This is a genomic window from Caballeronia sp. dw_276 (assembly GCF_018449635.1).
Lineage (GTDB): Bacteria > Pseudomonadota > Gammaproteobacteria > Burkholderiales > Burkholderiaceae > Caballeronia.
Window position 1 is genome coordinate 1 of the sequence record NZ_JAAVUV010000019.1, and the last position, 17,970, is coordinate 17,970.

Annotated in this window: 18 protein-coding genes; 16 read left to right on the forward strand and 2 right to left on the reverse strand. The window is 56.6% G+C overall.

All coding sequences use genetic code 11. From position 1 onward, the window contains the following. Positions 1-537 precede the first annotated feature (537 nt). On the reverse strand, positions 538-771 hold the full coding sequence (locus HB633_RS28950) for a hypothetical protein (protein WP_213781560.1): 234 nt from the start codon (positions 769-771) through the stop codon (positions 538-540). Between the two features lie 25 nt (positions 772-796). Between HB633_RS28950 and HB633_RS28955 the strand changes: the two genes are divergently transcribed. The 3 genes from HB633_RS28955 (at position 797) to HB633_RS28965 (ending at position 2,843) form a co-directional block, all read left to right on the forward strand. Further along, positions 797-1,057, forward strand: a complete 261-nt coding sequence (locus HB633_RS28955; RefSeq protein ID WP_213781561.1) for a hypothetical protein — start codon at positions 797-799, stop codon at positions 1,055-1,057. A 27-nt stretch (positions 1,058-1,084) separates the two neighbouring features. Next, positions 1,085-1,825: an autoinducer binding domain-containing protein gene (locus tag HB633_RS28960; protein ID WP_213781562.1), complete on the forward strand. Its 741-nt coding sequence runs from the start codon at positions 1,085-1,087 to the stop codon at positions 1,823-1,825. Between the two features lie 142 nt (positions 1,826-1,967). After that, complete coding sequence (locus HB633_RS28965) at positions 1,968-2,843, forward strand: fatty acid desaturase (protein ID WP_213781563.1); 876 nt, start codon at positions 1,968-1,970, stop codon at positions 2,841-2,843. Here the strand turns inward: HB633_RS28965 and mnmH are convergent. Then, positions 2,769-3,827 carry a tRNA 2-selenouridine(34) synthase MnmH gene (gene mnmH, locus HB633_RS28970; protein WP_213781564.1) on the reverse strand — a complete coding sequence of 353 codons (1,059 nt, stop codon included), beginning with the start codon at positions 3,825-3,827 and terminating at the stop codon, positions 2,769-2,771. The two genes, HB633_RS28965 and mnmH, sit on opposite strands and share 75 nt — an antisense overlap. A 399-nt stretch (positions 3,828-4,226) precedes the next feature. On the opposite strand from mnmH, the gene HB633_RS28975 reads away from it, so the two are divergent. The 13 genes from HB633_RS28975 (at position 4,227) to HB633_RS29035 (ending at position 17,955) form a co-directional block, all read left to right on the forward strand. Further along, positions 4,227-4,526, forward strand: coding sequence for a hypothetical protein (locus HB633_RS28975; RefSeq protein ID WP_213781565.1), 300 nt, complete (start codon positions 4,227-4,229; stop codon positions 4,524-4,526). Positions 4,527-5,349: 823 nt separating this feature from the next. Continuing rightward, positions 5,350-7,461, forward strand: coding sequence for a DNA topoisomerase (locus tag HB633_RS28980; RefSeq protein WP_213781566.1), 2,112 nt, complete (start codon positions 5,350-5,352; stop codon positions 7,459-7,461). Between the two features lie 202 nt (positions 7,462-7,663). After that, on the forward strand, positions 7,664-8,332 hold the full coding sequence (locus HB633_RS28985; RefSeq protein WP_213781567.1) for a lytic transglycosylase domain-containing protein: 669 nt from the start codon (positions 7,664-7,666) through the stop codon (positions 8,330-8,332). Between the two features lie 61 nt (positions 8,333-8,393). Continuing rightward, positions 8,394-8,699 carry a hypothetical protein gene (locus tag HB633_RS28990; protein ID WP_213781568.1) on the forward strand — a complete coding sequence of 102 codons (306 nt, stop codon included), beginning with the start codon at positions 8,394-8,396 and terminating at the stop codon, positions 8,697-8,699. Beyond that, positions 8,696-9,109 carry a VirB3 family type IV secretion system protein gene (locus HB633_RS28995; protein ID WP_213781569.1) on the forward strand — a complete coding sequence of 138 codons (414 nt, stop codon included), beginning with the start codon at positions 8,696-8,698 and terminating at the stop codon, positions 9,107-9,109. Before HB633_RS28990 ends, HB633_RS28995 begins: the two co-directional genes overlap by 4 nt. After that, the gene (locus tag HB633_RS29000) at positions 9,109-11,550 is read left to right on the forward strand and encodes a transporter (protein ID WP_213781570.1); all 2,442 of its coding nucleotides are present in this window, start codon (positions 9,109-9,111) and stop codon (positions 11,548-11,550) included. The genes HB633_RS28995 and HB633_RS29000 overlap by 1 nt, the downstream gene beginning before the upstream one ends. Next, positions 11,547-12,479 (forward strand): type IV secretion system protein, encoded by a 933-nt coding sequence (locus HB633_RS29005; RefSeq protein ID WP_213781571.1) that lies wholly within the window; start codon positions 11,547-11,549, stop codon positions 12,477-12,479. Before HB633_RS29000 ends, HB633_RS29005 begins: the two co-directional genes overlap by 4 nt. A 34-nt stretch (positions 12,480-12,513) precedes the next feature. Then, positions 12,514-13,188: a type IV secretion system protein gene (locus tag HB633_RS29010; protein ID WP_213781572.1), complete on the forward strand. Its 675-nt coding sequence runs from the start codon at positions 12,514-12,516 to the stop codon at positions 13,186-13,188. Positions 13,189-13,237: 49 nt separating this feature from the next. Further along, the gene (locus HB633_RS29015; RefSeq protein ID WP_075358535.1) at positions 13,238-13,561 is read left to right on the forward strand and encodes a hypothetical protein; all 324 of its coding nucleotides are present in this window, start codon (positions 13,238-13,240) and stop codon (positions 13,559-13,561) included. A gap of 165 nt (positions 13,562-13,726) precedes the next feature. Next, the gene (locus HB633_RS29020) at positions 13,727-14,692 is read left to right on the forward strand and encodes a type IV secretion system protein (RefSeq protein ID WP_213781573.1); all 966 of its coding nucleotides are present in this window, start codon (positions 13,727-13,729) and stop codon (positions 14,690-14,692) included. Next, positions 14,689-15,549 carry a TrbG/VirB9 family P-type conjugative transfer protein gene (locus tag HB633_RS29025; protein WP_213781574.1) on the forward strand — a complete coding sequence of 287 codons (861 nt, stop codon included), beginning with the start codon at positions 14,689-14,691 and terminating at the stop codon, positions 15,547-15,549. Before HB633_RS29020 ends, HB633_RS29025 begins: the two co-directional genes overlap by 4 nt. Then, the gene (gene virB10, locus HB633_RS29030) at positions 15,549-16,838 is read left to right on the forward strand and encodes a type IV secretion system protein VirB10 (RefSeq protein WP_213781575.1); all 1,290 of its coding nucleotides are present in this window, start codon (positions 15,549-15,551) and stop codon (positions 16,836-16,838) included. The genes HB633_RS29025 and virB10 overlap by 1 nt, the downstream gene beginning before the upstream one ends. Continuing rightward, positions 16,819-17,955, forward strand: a complete 1,137-nt coding sequence (locus HB633_RS29035; protein WP_213781576.1) for an ATPase, T2SS/T4P/T4SS family — start codon at positions 16,819-16,821, stop codon at positions 17,953-17,955. Before virB10 ends, HB633_RS29035 begins: the two co-directional genes overlap by 20 nt. Positions 17,956-17,970 lie beyond the last annotated feature (15 nt).

The window sequence follows — 17,970 nt, forward strand, 5'->3', positions numbered from 1 at the left end:
TCTTATCACAATCACTTGCTTCATCTTCATCTTTGGCCACGCGCGGTTGCACAGTTGTTTGTCACAGGCAGCAAGCACTTCACGTCACCGTTTCAACATTACTTAATTTAACATAAAAAGAATTAGCGAGTTTTAATAAGGGATCCTAAATATCGGTGTCGATCCTGAGGCCCAGGTGTACGTTTTGCCCCCCGGCATCTTTTTTAATTTGACGGCCCCGCGTGGTCGCATCGCCTTACTTGCGCGATGGTCGGCAAGCACAACGCGCAGACTTACACCTGTAAAGGTGATCTAGTAAATTTCGACGTCGATGCTGCGAGATGTGCCGGTCACAGGTAGATACGTAACCGATCGATCCTCGGCGAATGTGCAACGACCGTCTGCTCCCAATACGCTGCGTTGCGGCCGAGATCCATGGGGATCCCACGCCGCCGATCCCGTTCAAAATAGTCCCTCCGACGCGCAAACCATTCTCGCGCTAACATATTCCCCAGACAAGACACTGAATCAGCGCCCACTGAATATGAACATTAGCTTTCAATTATGACCGACACCAAACTCGCCGAATTTGTATGCCCTAGATGCAGCATTCCGATGGAGGACGGCTGGGAACTCCTGGCCGAGGGAGAGATCCACCGCATCAAGTGCCAGGCGTGTCACGTCAATTTCAATGCCCTGATCGTTGAATGTGAAGCGTGTGCGTCCGATGAGTTCGTCACTAGCTTGACCGATCTTGATCCCAAGAACGTGATCTGCTCGAAGTGTGGACATTCAAACTACCGCGACGGGGGCGGTGATGGCGAAGACGCTTTTTTATGAACGCACGCTAGATGTCGGCGGCGAATACGTAGCGTTGAAGCTTTTCAAGGCATCGCGCGGATATGCGCTTGAACGCCGCATAGTCGAAGTCGACGATGCGGCATCAGTACAGATTTTGCTCATAAGTAGTCTCGAGGACTTGAATCGATTCGAAAACGCGGACCCCTACCAGAGCCAGATGGCGTCGTTATATAGCGAGATACGCCATCGGCTGATCAATGGAGGTTTTGCGGATTGATCCACTATCGAAGGAGATATTTGCCTTATGGAATCAGCGAAAACAGCGCTTGCAGTTCATGAACTCTTCGATCATTTGCTCACTGCGGAAGACGAATCAGACGTAGCTCATTATGTTCGGGCAATCGTTTCTGCGCTTGGCGCTGAATCGTACGTTTTTGTTTCGATGAATCCTGCCGAATCTCCGGCGAGTCGTTCGTCACACCGCTTCCTCATTGGATGCCGGCCGGAATGGTGCCAGCTTTACAACGCCAACAAATGGTTCATGACGGACCCGTTTTTGGACTATTCGATGAACAACACTGAACCCGTTTGCGGCTCTCAGATTGAAGCGAGTACACCAGGGCAAAAAGATATGCTGGTCTCGGCTCACGAAAACGGGTTTCGCAGCGGGTTTGTCGTTCCGGTTCATACCAGTGACAAAGAACGCATCGGGGTGCTCTACCTTGGATCGGAAAAGTCCGAGGCCGAAGGAGAGCGGATATTCACCGCAAATCGGATGTACTTCCGATCACTTGCAATGGAATTACTAGACTGGTCGATCAATGCAGCAAAGAATGAGGTCCTGCTTTCGCATTCGATAACGACCAAAGACGTTCGAATCGTTACCCTCTTAAAAAATGGTTTCACCGCCGAAGATATCGCAAAAGAGATGGACGTGTCGGTACAAACGGTTTACGGCATCTATAAAAAGATTAAGGACAAAGTAGGCGTGTCCCATATTTCAGAGGTGGTGAAGTTTGCGGAAGTCAATGGTTTGCTTGTATAGGTCTGGGAAAAGCTTCTGGCTGTCGCTAAGCCTTCCTTTGACCTGCGCCCTACTCTCCGCCACGGGGCACGCCTGGACATTCGTTGCAACTACACTGCTCGTCATCCCTGTGCTCGACGCTTTTGCAGGACGCGGTTCACCTATGCTTGGCGCGCAACTTGAACGTTCGACTGACCGACAAATCCCTTGCTGGTTCGCCCTATCTTGGGCGGCTGCGCTCGGCATCGCCGCTTACAAATCAATCACAGCCCCGCCGCTACAATTCATCGGATTGGTGATTGCTTGCGGCGTGCTGAGTGCAACCGCGATGGCGCATCTGCACGAGCTAGCGCATCGGTCTGCGGTGCCTTGGCGCGCGTTTAGCGATCTGGCGTTCACAGTAGCTGGCTATCCCCATTACCGCTATGCACACGAGCTGCACCACAGTCACCTTGGCAACCCTCGCTTTGGTTCGACCGCATCTATTGGCACGTCGTCTTGGTATCACGCGGGGAGGTCCTACATCCTTGCGCTGAAGGCATCACTCGATCCCTCTTCCTACAAAAGTCGGACTGTCCCTCGCCGTTTGTTGATGCATTTCTTTGTCATGCTGCTGCTTTTGATGGCCCCGCTCGTTCTGGGTGCGTGGCAGGTGGCGATATTCATGCTCGGATACGCGTTAATCAGCGCCTTTATCGTTGAGACCGTCGGATATATGCAGCACTACGGGTTTGCTGACCAGAGTCAAAGCGACGCCATTCATTCCTGGGACGTTGATTTCTGGTTATCAAATTGCCTGCTCATCAACAACGGATACCACGGGATCCACCACGACGACGGAAATACGCCCTACTCGCAGCTCGCTCCAACAATTGCCACGCTACCTGGTGGCTACTTTCACATGCTCTGGCTAAGTCTCGTGCCTCCACTATGGTTCTCAGTGATGGACAGACGCGTCCGAGTGCTATCCAAGCGACGGCGCAGGCAGCATGTCGGTCTCCAAGATCAGCTTCGCCGCTACCCCGGCGAGGTAAGTTGATTCCAGGGTATCCAGGTAAATGTCAGTGACCTCTCCCAACTTGCCGTAGTTCTTGTTGGTGGATCGGGCGTACGCAGGATCGTAATGGTCAACCATAATGCTCTCGAAAAGCGCGTCGATATTGCCGCGTTCAGCCAGCTCCTTCCAAGTTGTTACCGTAGTACCACCGACCAGTGGTTTGAGATAGCTCAGCTTTTCAACCAGGGCGACCGGATCTTTTCCGAAGTGCGGATATTCTCGATGCCACATCGAGACGCGCTCTGCCATTGATGTGTGCACCGAGAATAGACGTGAATGATGCATCGCCTCGAACAATGAAGTAGGAAGTTGCACTTGGCCGATTTTCTTGCTTTCGCTTTCGATCCAAACAGGTTTGGCAGAATCGAGTCGGCTTATCTCTTCCAACAAAAGTGTGTCGAAATACTTTTGACTGGGTTGAGGATGCCCAGGGATGCCGCCGATGATAGAGCCACGGTGCGAGGCTAGCGCCTCGAGATCGAGTATTTGCGCCCCAGCTTGACGCAGCGCATGAAGCAATCGCGTCTTTCCGCATCCCGTCGGCCCCGAAAGAACATTGAAGCGCAACTTGGTCGGAACATCTTCGAGTGTCGCTCTTACCCAATTCCGGTACCCCTTCCACCCTGTCGGCAGTCGTTGGACCTTGTAGCCAATTGTCTCCAGAGCGTCTGTCCACAGCTTGCTGCGCTTGCCGCCGCGAAAGCAATAGACAAGGATCGTGGCACGCTTGCTAGTTCGGAAAAACGGAAGCTCCAAATGCCTAGCTATATTCCTGAGTGAATAAGCGACCCCGATTTGGTACGCGCGCATTGGATCGGTTCGATGGGTCGTTCCAACCTCTGCATATTCGTCGTCGAACACCACAGGAAGATTGATCGCTCCCGGTACGTGATCCTCCTTAAACTCCCGCGGGCTTCGGGCGTCGATGATCAAGTCGAAAGTCTTCAATGTCTCCAGGTCATACATAGTTGATCCCATCACCATAGCAACGTAATTAAGTCAATACTAAACGGACCCGCACCGTTACTAACGGCAGTCGAGCTACCATGTATCCAACGCATGCCGGGACCACTTTAGCATTTGAAGCGCGTTACGCTGCCCCGATTCGAACGCCTGGGGCTCCATGGCGTACGGACGCAGCGACGTCCTCGCGTCTTTCACCACAGCCCCCGGCATGTTACAGATTGATACACGCGTGAAGATTAAATCAGTTGAATCAACCTAACAATCGTGTTCTCATGTCTCATGAATCGTATCAAACGTTAAATGATTCATGTTATTCATGAGAATGTAGGACCGAAAGGTGGAAAACTGAGAACTCTCGTGGCATTACTCCTTGCTGTTCGAACGACAGCAAGGAATGAAATGTTGACTTTGACCAAGAGAGATCTCGCTGTCCTTGACGGAGCCCAACCGGAATACGAAGTGTTCTTGGTTGAGACAGCCGAAAAATTAGAGGATGACGAGCGTGATGGATGGTGGCTGATGAATGTGAAGATACCTAGCGAGTCAAAGATCTACGTCGTCCAAACCGCGCTGGGACGCACGAAGCTCTGGAAGCGCCTTGATATTGCCGTCGAGTTCATCAAGGAGACTTGCCCGCGGGTCAGCCAAGTGCACGTCCTCCTTCACAAAGAGACCACGAAAGAAGTCCACAAAAGCTAAAGCGGTTGATGCCGGTGCTACTAACACCGGCATCAACCTAACCATGACCGGAATTGTCGAGACCCAAATGGCTAACTCCATTATAGGTGGGAAAGCTCGTCCCTTGAAAAACGGCCGATACCAACCTCTCATCTTCATCTGCGGCGTCATTCCTGCTCTCACGACGCCCTCCCATGCGTTCGCAGACGCCTGGGGCTGCCAAGTTCTGTTATGCCTAGCAGACCCACGAGGCCCAGAAGCAGAGGCCGCATGCAAGCCTCCCATCGAAAAGCTGTGGGACGCGCTTGAACACGGAAAGCCTTTTCCTACTTGCGATCTCAACAGCAGCGCCGCTGATTTGCCTCCCGACGTAAAGTCGCAGCTTCCGGCTAGTGCGCTTTCGGCTGGGCAGGGGACCGATGCCCAAAACGTCGGCGCCGGCTTAAACTATTGCAGCCCAAATTTACTCTATTGGGGGCCGCCGGATCAAAGCACCTTGACTTGCAGTGCACGGGGCGCCATCAACGTCACCATCGATAACACTTTGTTCACAAGGGTTTGGTGGGGCGTCAACGGAAGAACATCAACCACAGAATTTTATGGTCAGGGCTCAACGACGACTCCTTACGACCCGGCTACGTCCGCCCAGCAGTTCCTTTCTCAAGGCCAATCCGATATCCCGCAAACCGATGCAGGAACACATGGTGATGGCGGAGGCGGTAATCACTGAACAAAGCCGTCAACGGCACTTGAATCAGGTCGTCAGGGTTGATGAACCTCAGCATTACATTATTCATTTTCACGTTTTTCCATACTCCATTAGTACTGCTAATAGGATAAAAAGATGCGGCGATTGTTCGTTGGCGAGAAGTCAAGTCTTGTTCAAGCCGTGGTGGCAGTCTTGCCAGGCACGTCCCGTCGTGACGGTGTGGTGACCTATATCGGTGACGATGCGTTCGTGCCGCTCGCCGGTCACGCACTCGAACAGGCGATGCCAGATGAATATCTTGCTGACGACGTACCGCGTACCAAAAACGGTTCCAAGATTTGGCGGTATGAGGATCTCCCGATCGTGCCGACTGACTGGTTAATGGCGCCACGTGGTGATTTGGAGCGCAACGTCCGCGCGGTTGAAAAACTATTGTCGGAGGTCGATCAGGTCGTGCATCTGGGCGACCCTGATGAAGAAGGCCAGCTTCTGGTGGATGAGGTTCTGATCTATCTCGGCAACACCAAGCCCGTGCTACGGCTGCTGGTCAACGATTACAACCCGGCCAAAGTCCGTCAGGCACTTGACTCGATGCACAGCAATGAAGAGCCGCAGTTTCGCGCATGGTTCTCGTGGGCACTCGCGCGATCGCGCTATGACTGGCTCTTAGGTCTGAACTTGACGCGTGCTGCGACGTTACGCGCTTGTGAGCTCGGATTCGACGGCGTGTTGACCGTCGGGAGCGTCCAAACCCCTACTCTCATGATCGTGTACGGACGCGACCGCGCTATCGAGATGTTCAAGCCGACCGCCTATTTCACCATCGCGGCGAAGGTGCAGCATGAGAACGGACTGTTTGTCGCCAACTGGAAGGCAGGCGAGGACCAAGCCAGTTTGGACGATGCCGGCCGCTTGATCGACGAACCCCTTGCGCGTGCCCTTGTCACCCGTTTGCATAACCAACCAGCCGAGATTTCCGCATACGACAAGTCGTCCAAGCGTGAAGCGCCGCCGTTGCCTTTGTCGCTCAACGAATTGACGGTGGCCGCGTGCGGCAAGTTCGGCCACACCGGTGACGAAGTGTTGGCTGCGGCGCAAGTACTGTATGAGCGTTACAAAGTCACGAGCTACCCGCGCACTGAGAACCGTTATCTGTCGGAGGCGCAGCACGATGAAGCGCAGTCGGTGCTGGAGTCGGTTAGCCAGAACGTTCCCGGACTCGGCTCGTTGATCGGCCGCGCCGACACGACGCACAGGTCGGCCGCATTTGACGATAAGAAGATGGACGGCCAGGCGCACCATGGCATTGTGCCGACCGTATGCGTTACGGACTTGTCCGCACTGACGGAGATCGAGCGCAACGTGTACGACCTGGTCGTGCGCAGCTACCTTGCCCAGTTCTTCGAGCACGCCGTCTTCATGCAAACCCGCATTGAGGTTTCATGTGCGGGCGAGCGCCTCACCGCAACCGGCAAGACGCCGGTGTCGGCCGGCTGGCGTGAGGTCTATGCGCCGCACGAGGACGCAGCCCCGCAAACGCCAGTCGACGGCGAAACGGATGACGGCAAACAGACACTCCCGGACGTGGCGCAGGGCGACCCCGCAAAGTGCGTAGCGTGTGACACCACGAGCCGATCGACGAAGCCCCCTGCCCGCTTTGATGAAGCCTCGTTGCTCACGGCGATGATCGACCTTCATAAATTCACGACCGACCCGGCCGCCAAGGCGCGTCTGAAAGAGGGCAAAGGCATCGGCACCAGCGCCACGCGCGCCGGAATCATCAAGGATCTGCGCGAGCGTGAATTCCTCGTGATCGCAAAGGGCACAAAAAACAGGCTGACGTGTAGTGCGAGCGGCCGTGGGTTGCTCAACGCGCTTCCTGGTCCAGTCAAGGATCCGACGATGGCCGGCATGTTCAAAATCGCGCTCGACGCGGTGGCAAGCGGGCAAGTCACGTACGACCAGTTCATCGAACGCAACGTCGCCTTCGTCACCAAGGTGATCGCCGGCTTGCGAGGCTCGGCGATGAATTTGCCCATGGCGCCCGCGCCGACGTGTCCGAAGTGCGCATCAGGCCGCTTGCGTCGCATCACTGGCAATGACGGCCATTTTTGGGGTTGTTCGCATTTCAAGGCGGAACCCAAGTGCTCCGCGTCCTATCCGGACCGTGACGGTGCACCGGATTTCACACCGAAACTAAAGCCCAAGAGTAAGGGCCTTGGATTCAAGAAAGTGGGGGCGATGTGATGTCCAAACAACCCAAACAAGACCGGATATGGGATTTTGCGACAGAAGCGTACTTGCCGTTAGATGATGATAAGCAAGCAACTGGACATACGTTGATCTTGGGCGCGACCAGCTGCGGGAAAACGACATTTTTGAAAGCGTTTCTGAGTCCAGAAGCAGCTCAGTCGGAAACGGATCCGGACGCTGAGTGCGAACCCGCGCAATGACGCCCGTCGATTTCAACACGCTCGCGCAGCAATGCGCGCCTGCAGTACATCCGACGACTTTGCAGGCGGTTGTTCGCACAGAGTCGGGTTTCAACCCATTTGCGATCGGTGTCGTAGGAGGTCGCCTGGTGCGTCAGCCGCAGAATCGCGATGAAGCGGTGGCGACAGTTAAGGCGCTCGACGCGGCCGGCTGGAACTACAGCATGGGCTTAAGCCAGGTCAATCGCTACAACCTCTCGAGATATGGCATGGATGCGAATGCTGCATTTGATCCTTGCACGAACCTGCGCGCTGGCGCGGCGATCTTGTCGGACTGTTATAGCCGGGCGTCAGCCCGTATGGGTGCTGGCCAGGACGCATTGCGCGCGGCGTTCAGCTGCTACTACAGCGGGAATTTTAAGCGTGGATTTGTTCGCGATTTGGGAACATCGAGCTACGTCCAGCGCATTGTTTCCTTCGTAGCGTCGACAGACCCGGAAACGGCTAAGGGAGACGTTCGGCCCATTGCTGTCGTGCCAGTCGCTACGCCCGAGACCGTGCGGCAAACCGTGCCGCGACTCGACCCTGATACAGGGGCACCGGCAGCGATTGGAACGCCTTCGACATCCCGGCGTGCGCAGCCCGAACATACCCACCCATCCTGGGACACATTCGGAGATTTTTGAACCTTTGATCCAGCACTCTCTTTCTTCGCAACCAAATCACTAACTTGTTATCAGGACAACTATGAAACGTACCAAACTATTATCCCTGCTTGTACCGCCGTTGCTTGGCTTTGCAGTATCCCTGGTAAGCGCAAGCGCGCATGCAGGCGGCCTGACAGCCGGGACCAGCGCGATCACCAATTTTGAAGTTTGGTTCTTTACGATTTGCGGAATTCTCGCGATTTGCTACCTGCTCTGGGTCGGGATTCAGTGCTGGAGCAACAAGGCCGACTGGGTGCATGATTTTGGTGGCGCCATTGCCAAGGTTGCGGCCGTAGGCTCCGTTCCGGTTCTTGCAGCATGGGCCTGGACCGTTTTCGGATCATGAGCGAAAAAGCCCTGTATTCGTCGTATGCGGGCCTTGGCCGCGTTGCCATGATTAAGGGCGTTCCCCTCATGGCGGGCTTGGTGCTCTTCGGGATCAGCGTCGCGATTGCCATGGTGGGCGGCCTCGCCTTCGGCCCGGCGGGCTTTCTCCTGTTCGTCCCCTGCCTTGCACCGGTGATGTTCATCAAGCAGGTGTGTGCAACCGACGACCAGGCGCTGAACATCTTGTTGCTTGAAGTGCGTTGCTTTCTTGGACGCACAAATGCCCGGATGTTTGGCAATACCTTCACGCTCAGCCCGATGAAGTACGGCTATCGGCTCGACACGTTCAGAGCGGTATTTGAGCGCACGCCTTCGCTGGTGGCCCATGAGCAGTTTCGCGTCGCGTTCTCACAGCGCAAGGAAAACTGATGTCCATTTACGAAAAAATGAAACGTCAACCGGCAGTCGAAGACACGATGCCCAAGGTCGGCCATGCGGTGTCTGAGCACGTAACGAGCTGCGGAAACGATCGAACTTTGGGCGTCATTCGTCTGCCGGGCATCCCGTTTGAGTCGGCGACGGACTCCATTCTGGAAAGCCGCTTCGACTCCTTCAATCGCTTCTTGTCGTCTCTCGGCGCAACCAAAGGCAATCGACTGTCGATCACCACGACGCTCAAGCGCCGGCGTATGGCACACGACCAGACGTACGGGTTTCGCTCGTCGTTTATGAAGGACTTCAGCGAACAGTATCTCGCGCGTTTCAAAAAAACCGACTATTTCGAAAACACTTACTTTTTGAGCGTGGTGCTTAAGCACGACGATCTCGCGGAAGGCGTGGCCGAGATGGAAGAGCTCTTGCAGACCATCGTAAAGGCCCTGAACGCGTACGACCCGGAGATCTTGTGCGCTTACGAGCGCAATGGCGTGATGTTTTCCGAAACCTTTGAATTCATCGGGGAGCTGATCAATGGCGTCGAGCGTCGGGTGCCGGTGACCGAGATGCCAGGCTACCAGGCGATACCGAACGCGTGGATGCACTTCGGCTACGACGTTTTGGAAGTGCGCTCCGACAACAACACCAAATACGCAGTTTGCTATGACTTGAAGGATTTGCCGAAGAGCGGCTGGGGCCAGATGAATTCGCTGCTGACCGTGCCAGTCGAGTTCACCTTGACGCAATCGTTCGGATTTCTGGGCACGCATCAGGCGAACGCGAAGATCGAAACACAGATTGGCAAGCTTACGTCGGTGCAAGACAAGGCCGTTCATCAAATTGATGACCTGAGTCACGCGCAGGCCCTACTCGCTGCGCGTGAGCTTGCGTTCGGTGATTACCACGGTGCGCTCGTGGTATACGGATCGAGTGCGCAGAAGGCAATCGAAAACGGGACTTACGTTGCTGCGCAGTCGCTCAATGAATGCGGTGTGAGCTGGATGCCTGCGACCTTGTCGGCGCCAGTGACCTATTTCAGTCAGGTGCCAGGCGCGACAAAGAAGCCGCGCCCGAGTCCTCGGTCCACCCGCACGCTGGCGTCGACGTCCTCCATGCACAACTACTCGACTGGCAAAGCGAGGGGCAATCCAATCGGCGACGGCACCGCGGTCATGCCACTGTCGACCGTCGGCAAAGGGCGCTTTGACTTTAACTTTCACGCCTCGCTGCCCGACCAGGACAACACCGGCGAGAAGTTCGCAGGACATACCCTGATCCTTGGCGCGACCGGTACAGGAAAGACCACGCTGCAGCTATCGCTCGTTGGCTTTCTGGAGCGTTTTGACCCCAAGATCTTCGCCCTTGATCTTGACCGCGGGATGGAAATTTTCATCCGAAACCTGGGCGGTGTGTACCTGCCACTTAGGGCCGGCGTCGATACCGGGCTCGCGCCGTTCGAACTGCCGCCAACAGAAGCAAATTTGCAATTTCTGTACAGCCTCGTGCGCTCGTGCGGCCGCGACTCTGCGGGCCAGATTGCGGACGCCGACGCGATCAAGGTGAAGAACGCGGTCGACGCGATCTATGCGATCGAGCGCGTTGAAGATCGCGTATTCTCGCGCCTTCTCGAAAACATCGCGGATGACGGCACAACCAATTCCCTTTGGACGCGGCTATCGAAGTGGTGCCATGCAGCCGACGGTGAATTCGCTTGGGCGCTCGACAACGTTCCGAACGCGATGATCGACGTCACGAAGCAGCATCGCATCGGTTTCGATGTGACCGACTTCTTGCAAAAAAACTATCAGCCGACCGAGCCGGTCCTTGCCTACTTGTTCTATCTCAAGAAGCTCATGCAGGAGAACGGCGGCTTGCTGGTGACGATCGTCGAGGAATTCTGGCTACCGGCGCAGTACCCCGTGACGCAAGACCTGATTTTGAAATCACTCAAGACCGGTCGAAAGATTGAAGAGTTTGTGCTGCTTGTGTCGCAGTCGCCTGAAGACGCTATTAATTGCCCGATCTTTGCCGCGATCCAACAGCAGACGGCCACAAAAATCTACCTGCCGAACCCTGACGCGCGATTCGAAGCATACGAAGCGTGCAACATGAACCGCAAAGAGTTCGACGTGCTCAAGAGCCTCGACAAGGAATCTCGTACGTTTCTTATCAAGCAGAGCAACCAGTCGGTGTTTGCGACGCTCGATCTGTTTGGAATGTCGGACGCTCTCGCGGTTCTCTCAGGGACGACCGACAACATTCCGATCTGGGACGAGGTGTGGACCGAATACGGCCCTGACATCGACAAGTGCATGGCGGTTTTTCAGACGCGGCGCAAGGGCAAGAAGAACGCGGCCAAGTTCGATCGGCACGCGATGGCTGATTCGCAGGTACCTGCGCACGCTGTCGGCATCGAGGAAGGCGCGACATCATGAGTGTCATTCCGACCAATGTCGTTGTCTTTCAGCCGTTGATCACCATGTTCGACAACACGGTAAATCAAACCATCGTGACGGGATCTGCAAACCTGATCTCGCTGATCAGCCCCTTAGTCGCGGCAGGGCTCGGGGTCTATATGTTGCTGATCATGACGTCATATTGGCGGGGTGCAACCGACCAGCCGGTGTTGGATTTTTTCATGCGCTTTGCCGCGTGGGGACTCATCATCACCGCCGGCTTGAACATCCAGTACTACACCGAGTATGTCGTACCGTTTTTCAATGGCCTTGGCGACGACGTCGCGCAAGCGATTACGAACAGTCCTACGTCGGGCACGGCGTTGGATACGGTGCTGAACGCATACCTCACCGCGATCAAGACCATGTTCGGCGCGTTGACCTGGAGTGATATCGGCGGGTACATCACCGCCACCATTATGGCACTCGTGATTTTGCTGGTGGGTATGCCATTCCTTGCCATTGCTGCGGCGTACATCATCCTTGCGAAATTTGCCTTGGGGCTTCTTCTCGCGATCGGGCCCATGTTCATCGCCTCGGCGCTATTTCCTGGCACGCGTAAGTTCTTCGAGGCGTGGACAGCGCAGTGTCTGAACTACGCAATCCTGACTGCGCTCTTCGCTGCGGCCGGCGCGATCGAGGTGAATTTTGCGCTCAACAACCTGCCCGTTGGGTCGTTCAGTGACCTTCTCACCACGGCCAAGATGGCGATGATGGGCATCGTCTTCTGGATCGTTTCGATGAATCTGCCCGCACTTGCATCCGCACTCGCGGGCGGTGTCGGTATATCCGCAATGGCGCAGCATTCTGGGCCGTTTGCGAAGCTCGCGGGTAAAGGCATCGGGAAGGCATTTCAAGCCGCAAAGATGCGAGCCGGCCGCGGGAGCGGCGGTTCAATCGATGGCTAACCGAATCAAGTACTGAACGACAGAGGAAATGGATATGAAGCGAAACCTTTGGAAAAGCGTTAGACATGCTCGTCAAATCGCGCTTTTGACGGGGTGTGTGGTCGCACTCCACGGCGCACCGTCATTTGCGCAAGGCATCCCTGTTATTAGCGTGAGCGAGTTAGCGCAGGACCTCGTGATGGCGAAGAGCCTCCAGTCACAGCTTGTCACGATGCAAAGCCAGTACACCTCGCTCGTGGGAAATCGCGGTCTGGGTCAGATCCTCAACAATCCGTCGCTGACCAGCTACCTACCGTCGCAATGGCAATCGGTCTATACGCAGGTTAAGTCAGGGCAATTGCAGGGGTTAACCAGTGCCGCGCAGCAGGTCGAAAATCAGGAAGGAATGACGGCGAGTTCTCCGACTCAGCAACGCTACAACGACGTATTGGCCACGAACAAGGCGATCACGATGCAGGCATATCAGTCGTCGGCAGACCGCTTACAGAACATCCAAAACCTGATGCAGCAGTCCGATCTAACGCAAGACCCAGCGGCAAAAGCGGATCTACAAAATCGGCTGCAATCCGAAAACGCGATGATTCAGAACGAGCAAACCCGGCTAAACCTCGCATCGCACCTTCAGGACGTTGAGACCACGCTTGCGCAAAAGCAGGCCGCCGAAACGTTTCGATCGCAAATGATGGGCGACGCCGCGCCTACCCCATAAGCAGCGATGGCTCGCGTGCTCAATATTTAATACATTGGACTCAATCACCATGAAAACAAAAATTCTTCTTTCACTTGTCGTCGCCCTGCCTCTGGTGCTCGCCGGCTGTAAGCAATCCGGTGATCAGTACGTTGGAACCTGGACAAAGGTGTCGGGAAATGGCCCGGATCTGTCGATCCTCAAGCACGACAACGTCTTTGTCATTAAGGAATCTGTGCAGGCGCTGACCGGTGAATACCCGACGTATGCGGGTGAGATGGACGGCGATGTACTGGTTGCAAACCGGGGCTATAGCACTGAGCGATTCATTATCGATAAGACCAATGGTCATCTGATTCGCCCTGGCGAGGAGCTGGAGCACACGTCGAAATAAGCGCTTGGTCGGCGGGGATGACTTCGTTAGCCCCCGCCGGTCGCCGTAAATTCGTTCCGCTCACCCATGGAGTTTTGGACCTATGAAAGCCTTATCGATCAGCGCACTCGTCGTCGCGTTCCTAGCAGGGTGCTCTCCGCCCCAGCCACCTCAACCGTCGGGTGCATGGGTGCCCGTCAATCATCCGCCGTCGTCGCCGCCGTCATCCTCAGTGCCATTGTCGACCGCGCCCAAGGGAGTATGACCATGTTTTCAAAACGCAAGCACTCGCCTGGTTCCGAGCTTGTGATGAGCAGCGCTGCCGTTGCCGCACCCGACGCCGGGGAAGCTCCGACGAGCGACAAGAACGGACCTGCGATCGCAACCGGGCGTTGGTACTTGCAGCAGGCGTTGAAGTTCGAAACGTCTAAGCAGGAGCAACAAGCCAAGCAAACCAAACTTGCGTGGCGTGTTGCGATCGGCATGGGTGCAATCGCTGTCGTATCTATTATTGGCTCGGTAGCTTTAGTACAACTAAAGAGGCCTAATCCACCTGCCGTGTTGCGCATGAACGATACGACGGGTGTTGTCGACGTGTTGAACGTGACACCGAACACCCGGGAGATCTTCACCGAGAAGAACGATCGAGCTGATTTGCGCCGCTATGTCGAGATGCGCGAAAGCTACGACTGGGAAACGATTCAGGACATGTTCGATGCCGTCAAGCTCATGTCGGCCGACAAGGAGCGTGACCAGTTCATCTCCATGTACGCGTTGGCTAACGCCCCGCAGAAAGTGCTCAAAGACCAGTACCGCGTCATCGCGCGCGTGGGTGCAATCACGTTCGTCGGGAGCACCGCTCAGGTGTTCTTCTCGCGCAAGCTGATGTCGCTGAGCGGCACCATGCCGCCCAAGACGGAGTACTGGGTTGCGACCATTGCGTACCGGCACGACCATCTTCCGGAAAAGGCGAGTGAGCTTGAAATGGATCCGACAGGTTTTCGTGTAACCAGCTACGTAGTCGACCGCGACTGGACGCGAGCGTCTGACGCCCCTGCCCCTGTGCTACCCGCTCCAACCGGCCTGCATCCTGTGTCCCCGGTAGCCGCCGGCACCGCGGCGGCCAATGGTCTGCGAGGTACTGCGCAATGACCAGCAGATTGCAATCGCGCGAATCGAAATGCCGCTTTCGCGCGAACGCGCTGGCCGCATCCTCGGTCATTGCGGCCGCCCTGTGCGCCCTCCCCGCCCATGCGTTGACGACGCCTGGGCCCTGCGGCGCCGACGCTCATATCCGATGCGCCGTGTTTGATTCGAGCGAAGTCTACCGGGTGCCATTTCGGGCCGGTACCGCAACGCTTATACAGCTGGAGCCGGGCGAAGTGATCGACGGTCCCGCGTCCGGAATGGGCATGGGCGATTCGAAAGCCTGGAAGGTGGGCGCAAAGAGCAACTGGATCTTGTTCAAGCCTACTGAGGCGCATGCGGATACCAATCTGATTGTGGTCACAGACCGCCGGCGCTATGCAATCGAGCTCGTGAGTGCTGATCGAGGCGAAGCCGCCGTGTGGTCGTTGAACTTCACGTATCCGGACACGCGCTCGCGCGAGGCACAAGCAGCAGCCAGGAAACAGGCGCTGGCTGCTGATCGTGCACGCAGCAGCGCGGCGACCTCCCTTCACGCGAACGAAAACTACGACATGCAGGGCGACACAGTGCTCGCGCCCACCTTGATGTGGGATGACGGTCGTTTCACGTATTTCCGATATGCCACCACCCGCGACCTGCCCGACATCAACCGTGTGCTGCCGGACGGATCGGAAGCGTTGGTTAATTCGCATGTCGATGGTGACACGGTCGTGGTGCACCAAACGGCGGCCAAATTCATGTTGCGGCTGGGGAAGTCGGTGCTGGGGGTTCGCAACAACGGCTATACGCCTGATGGTCAGTTCAATACGACCGGCACCGCGGTTCCCGGCACCGTGCGGATCACGAAGGAGCATGAGTAATGAACGGAATCGAATCTAGCGCGGGGCATGATGGCCACGGCAACGATGGCGAAGGCAATGCATCGGGCATGTCGTCGATATCTAATGAGGCGGGTGCGGCCGGCGCAGCGAACATGGCCGGCGACCGCGGAATGCCGAACCTCAAGCAAACGCGCAAGAAAGCGAATGTCAACAAATTGACGGCCGTCGCGATCGCCGTAATCGCGCTTGCTACGGTGACACTAGGCGGTGCGATGTTCGCCAAGCGCTTGCAGGACCAGCACAACCAGGCCAAGGCCGATGCGCGAACGGCGCCGAAAGAAATGGGCGCCGACACGGGGCATGATTTTTCGGTAGATGCAGACCGCTTGAAGCGCGAGAAGGCAGCGGCCGCCGAACAGGCATCGATCTCAGCCGCCCAGTCAGGCGCGTCAATGCCCGTGCCAAGCGGTGCACCGGCAAGCGCTGCCGCCGTGACAAGCGTCGGCGGTCATGCGGAGGCGGCCGCCCAAAGCGCGCCACACATCGAGACCGTTGCGGAGCGCCGTCTCGATGGAGACGTGTTGCTGAACAACGGCGACGACAAAGGCGGTAGTGGCGCTACGAATGGCACCAGAAATAGCGATGGAAAGAGCGCAAGACTTGTCCCTGTCGTCGCGCGCGGTGTCGCCGGCGGACTGGATGACCGTCTCACCCCTTCGGCCTTGCCCAGCGTCAAGGCGAGCTTCCTGCCTGATCTGGACTATCTCCTCAAGCGCGGCATCATCATTTCTTGTGCCCAGAAAACCAAGATCGTCACGACCTATTCAGGCATGACCTCGTGCATCGTCACTCAGGACGTGTATTCCGCTGACGGTCGGACACTCTTGGTCGAGCGTGGCAGTGAGGCCACTGGCGAGCAGCGCACCGCCCTCATGCAGGGCCAGGCGCGGATCTTCGTCCTGTGGTCGCGCATCGATATGCCCAACGGCGTCACGATCCCGCTCGACTCGCCTGGTTCCGACTCCCTTGGCGCAAGCGGCCTCGAAGCCTATGTCGACAATCATTTCTGGGACCGTTTCGGCGGCGCCATCATGGTGAGCCTCATTGGCGACTTCGGACAGGCCGCGAGCAATCGGTCGCTCGGCAGTGGCAACAATCAAATCCAATTTTCTAATACCTCGTCTGCGGGCCAGAGTCTGGCCGACGACACCCTCAAAAACACCGTCGATATCCCGCCGACCGCGTACTCGAATCAGGGTTCCGCGTTGAACATTTTCGTGGCACGCGATGTGGACTTCAGGAGCGTCTATGACCTCGAACACCAGTAGTCATGTGGGGTCGACCCATTTTGATTCGAGCAAAACGGTCCGCAGCTATCTCGGGTCAACGGGCATTGCCGAAAAAATGGTGACACCCGGTGTCACCGAAGTGACGATCAACCGCCCTCACGAGATCTGGACCGAGACGGTCGACGGATGGCAGCAACATGCAGCGCCCGCGCTGTCGTTCGATCTTTGTAAGAAGCTGGCGGACGCGGTGACGATCTACAACAAGGCGACCCCGCCTCTGTCAGCCCTCGCGCCGATCAAGCCGGTGCGCTTGCCCGACGGCGAACGCGGCCAGGTCATGACTGCGCCCGCGTGCGAGCCGGGAACCGTCTCGATGACCATCCGGGTTCCGAGCACGGTTCGCTTTTCCAAAGACGATTATGTTCGGGCGGGCACGCTAACAGGGTTTGTGGATGTATCTCCGTCGGTGCTGGCGGCATCGGCCGCGGTACGGCGTATGCCTGGCTTGTTGGATGACGGTGTTCGGGATGCTGCACCCATCGAATTCGTGCCGGCCGGCGTCACGCTTGCGCCCTTCGAGCTGGAGATGCTTGCGGCGAAAGCAACGCGCAACGTTCCGCGGCTATTCGAGCTTGCGATCAAGCACAAGCTCAACATCGTGACGGTCGGTGGTGTCGGGTCCGGCAAGACGACCCTCATGAAAATGTTGGCCGATCTCGTGCCACCCACCACGCGCATTGGCACGATCGAAGACACGCACGAACTGTCGTTGCCGAACCATCCCAACCACGTCCACATGTTCTTTAGCGACAGCTTGCCGGCGAAAGAAATCGTCCGCTCGACGCTGCGCATGAAATTCGACCGCGTGTTCTTGACCGAGCTGCGCGGCGATGAAACGTGGGATTACCTTACGCTGCTCAATACCGGTACCGATGGCGGAATGACTTCCGTGCATGCGAACGATTGTGCGTCTGCCTTCTCGCGGATCGCGACACTGGTCAAGGCAAGCCAGGTTGGCCAGACGCTGGACTGGAGCTACATCCTGCACGAGGTGAAGACCACGATCGACCTGGTGCTCTTCATGGAAAAGAAGCGCCTGACCCAGATCCATTACGACCCGGTTGAGAAGTGGAAGCTTTTGCGGGGGCTCGCATAAATGACCGATGCGATA

Coding starts and splice junctions, on each gene's coding strand:
- HB633_RS28950 (WP_213781560.1), bottom strand. CDS start 771: ATGTCCACACTTCGAGCAGATCACGTTCTTGGGATCAAGATCGGTCAA.
- HB633_RS28955 (WP_213781561.1), top strand. CDS start 797: ATGGCGAAGACGCTTTTTTATGAACGCACGCTAGATGTCGGCGGCGAA.
- HB633_RS28960 (WP_213781562.1), top strand. CDS start 1,085: ATGGAATCAGCGAAAACAGCGCTTGCAGTTCATGAACTCTTCGATCAT.
- HB633_RS28965 (WP_213781563.1), top strand. CDS start 1,968: ATGCTTGGCGCGCAACTTGAACGTTCGACTGACCGACAAATCCCTTGC.
- mnmH (WP_213781564.1), bottom strand. CDS start 3,827: ATGTATGACCTGGAGACATTGAAGACTTTCGACTTGATCATCGACGCC.
- HB633_RS28975 (WP_213781565.1), top strand. CDS start 4,227: ATGTTGACTTTGACCAAGAGAGATCTCGCTGTCCTTGACGGAGCCCAA.
- HB633_RS28980 (WP_213781566.1), top strand. CDS start 5,350: ATGCGGCGATTGTTCGTTGGCGAGAAGTCAAGTCTTGTTCAAGCCGTG.
- HB633_RS28985 (WP_213781567.1), top strand. CDS start 7,664: ATGACGCCCGTCGATTTCAACACGCTCGCGCAGCAATGCGCGCCTGCA.
- HB633_RS28990 (WP_213781568.1), top strand. CDS start 8,394: ATGAAACGTACCAAACTATTATCCCTGCTTGTACCGCCGTTGCTTGGC.
- HB633_RS28995 (WP_213781569.1), top strand. CDS start 8,696: ATGAGCGAAAAAGCCCTGTATTCGTCGTATGCGGGCCTTGGCCGCGTT.
- HB633_RS29000 (WP_213781570.1), top strand. CDS start 9,109: ATGTCCATTTACGAAAAAATGAAACGTCAACCGGCAGTCGAAGACACG.
- HB633_RS29005 (WP_213781571.1), top strand. CDS start 11,547: ATGAGTGTCATTCCGACCAATGTCGTTGTCTTTCAGCCGTTGATCACC.
- HB633_RS29010 (WP_213781572.1), top strand. CDS start 12,514: ATGAAGCGAAACCTTTGGAAAAGCGTTAGACATGCTCGTCAAATCGCG.
- HB633_RS29015 (WP_075358535.1), top strand. CDS start 13,238: ATGAAAACAAAAATTCTTCTTTCACTTGTCGTCGCCCTGCCTCTGGTG.
- HB633_RS29020 (WP_213781573.1), top strand. CDS start 13,727: ATGGGTGCCCGTCAATCATCCGCCGTCGTCGCCGCCGTCATCCTCAGT.
- HB633_RS29025 (WP_213781574.1), top strand. CDS start 14,689: ATGACCAGCAGATTGCAATCGCGCGAATCGAAATGCCGCTTTCGCGCG.
- virB10 (WP_213781575.1), top strand. CDS start 15,549: ATGAACGGAATCGAATCTAGCGCGGGGCATGATGGCCACGGCAACGAT.
- HB633_RS29035 (WP_213781576.1), top strand. CDS start 16,819: ATGACCTCGAACACCAGTAGTCATGTGGGGTCGACCCATTTTGATTCG.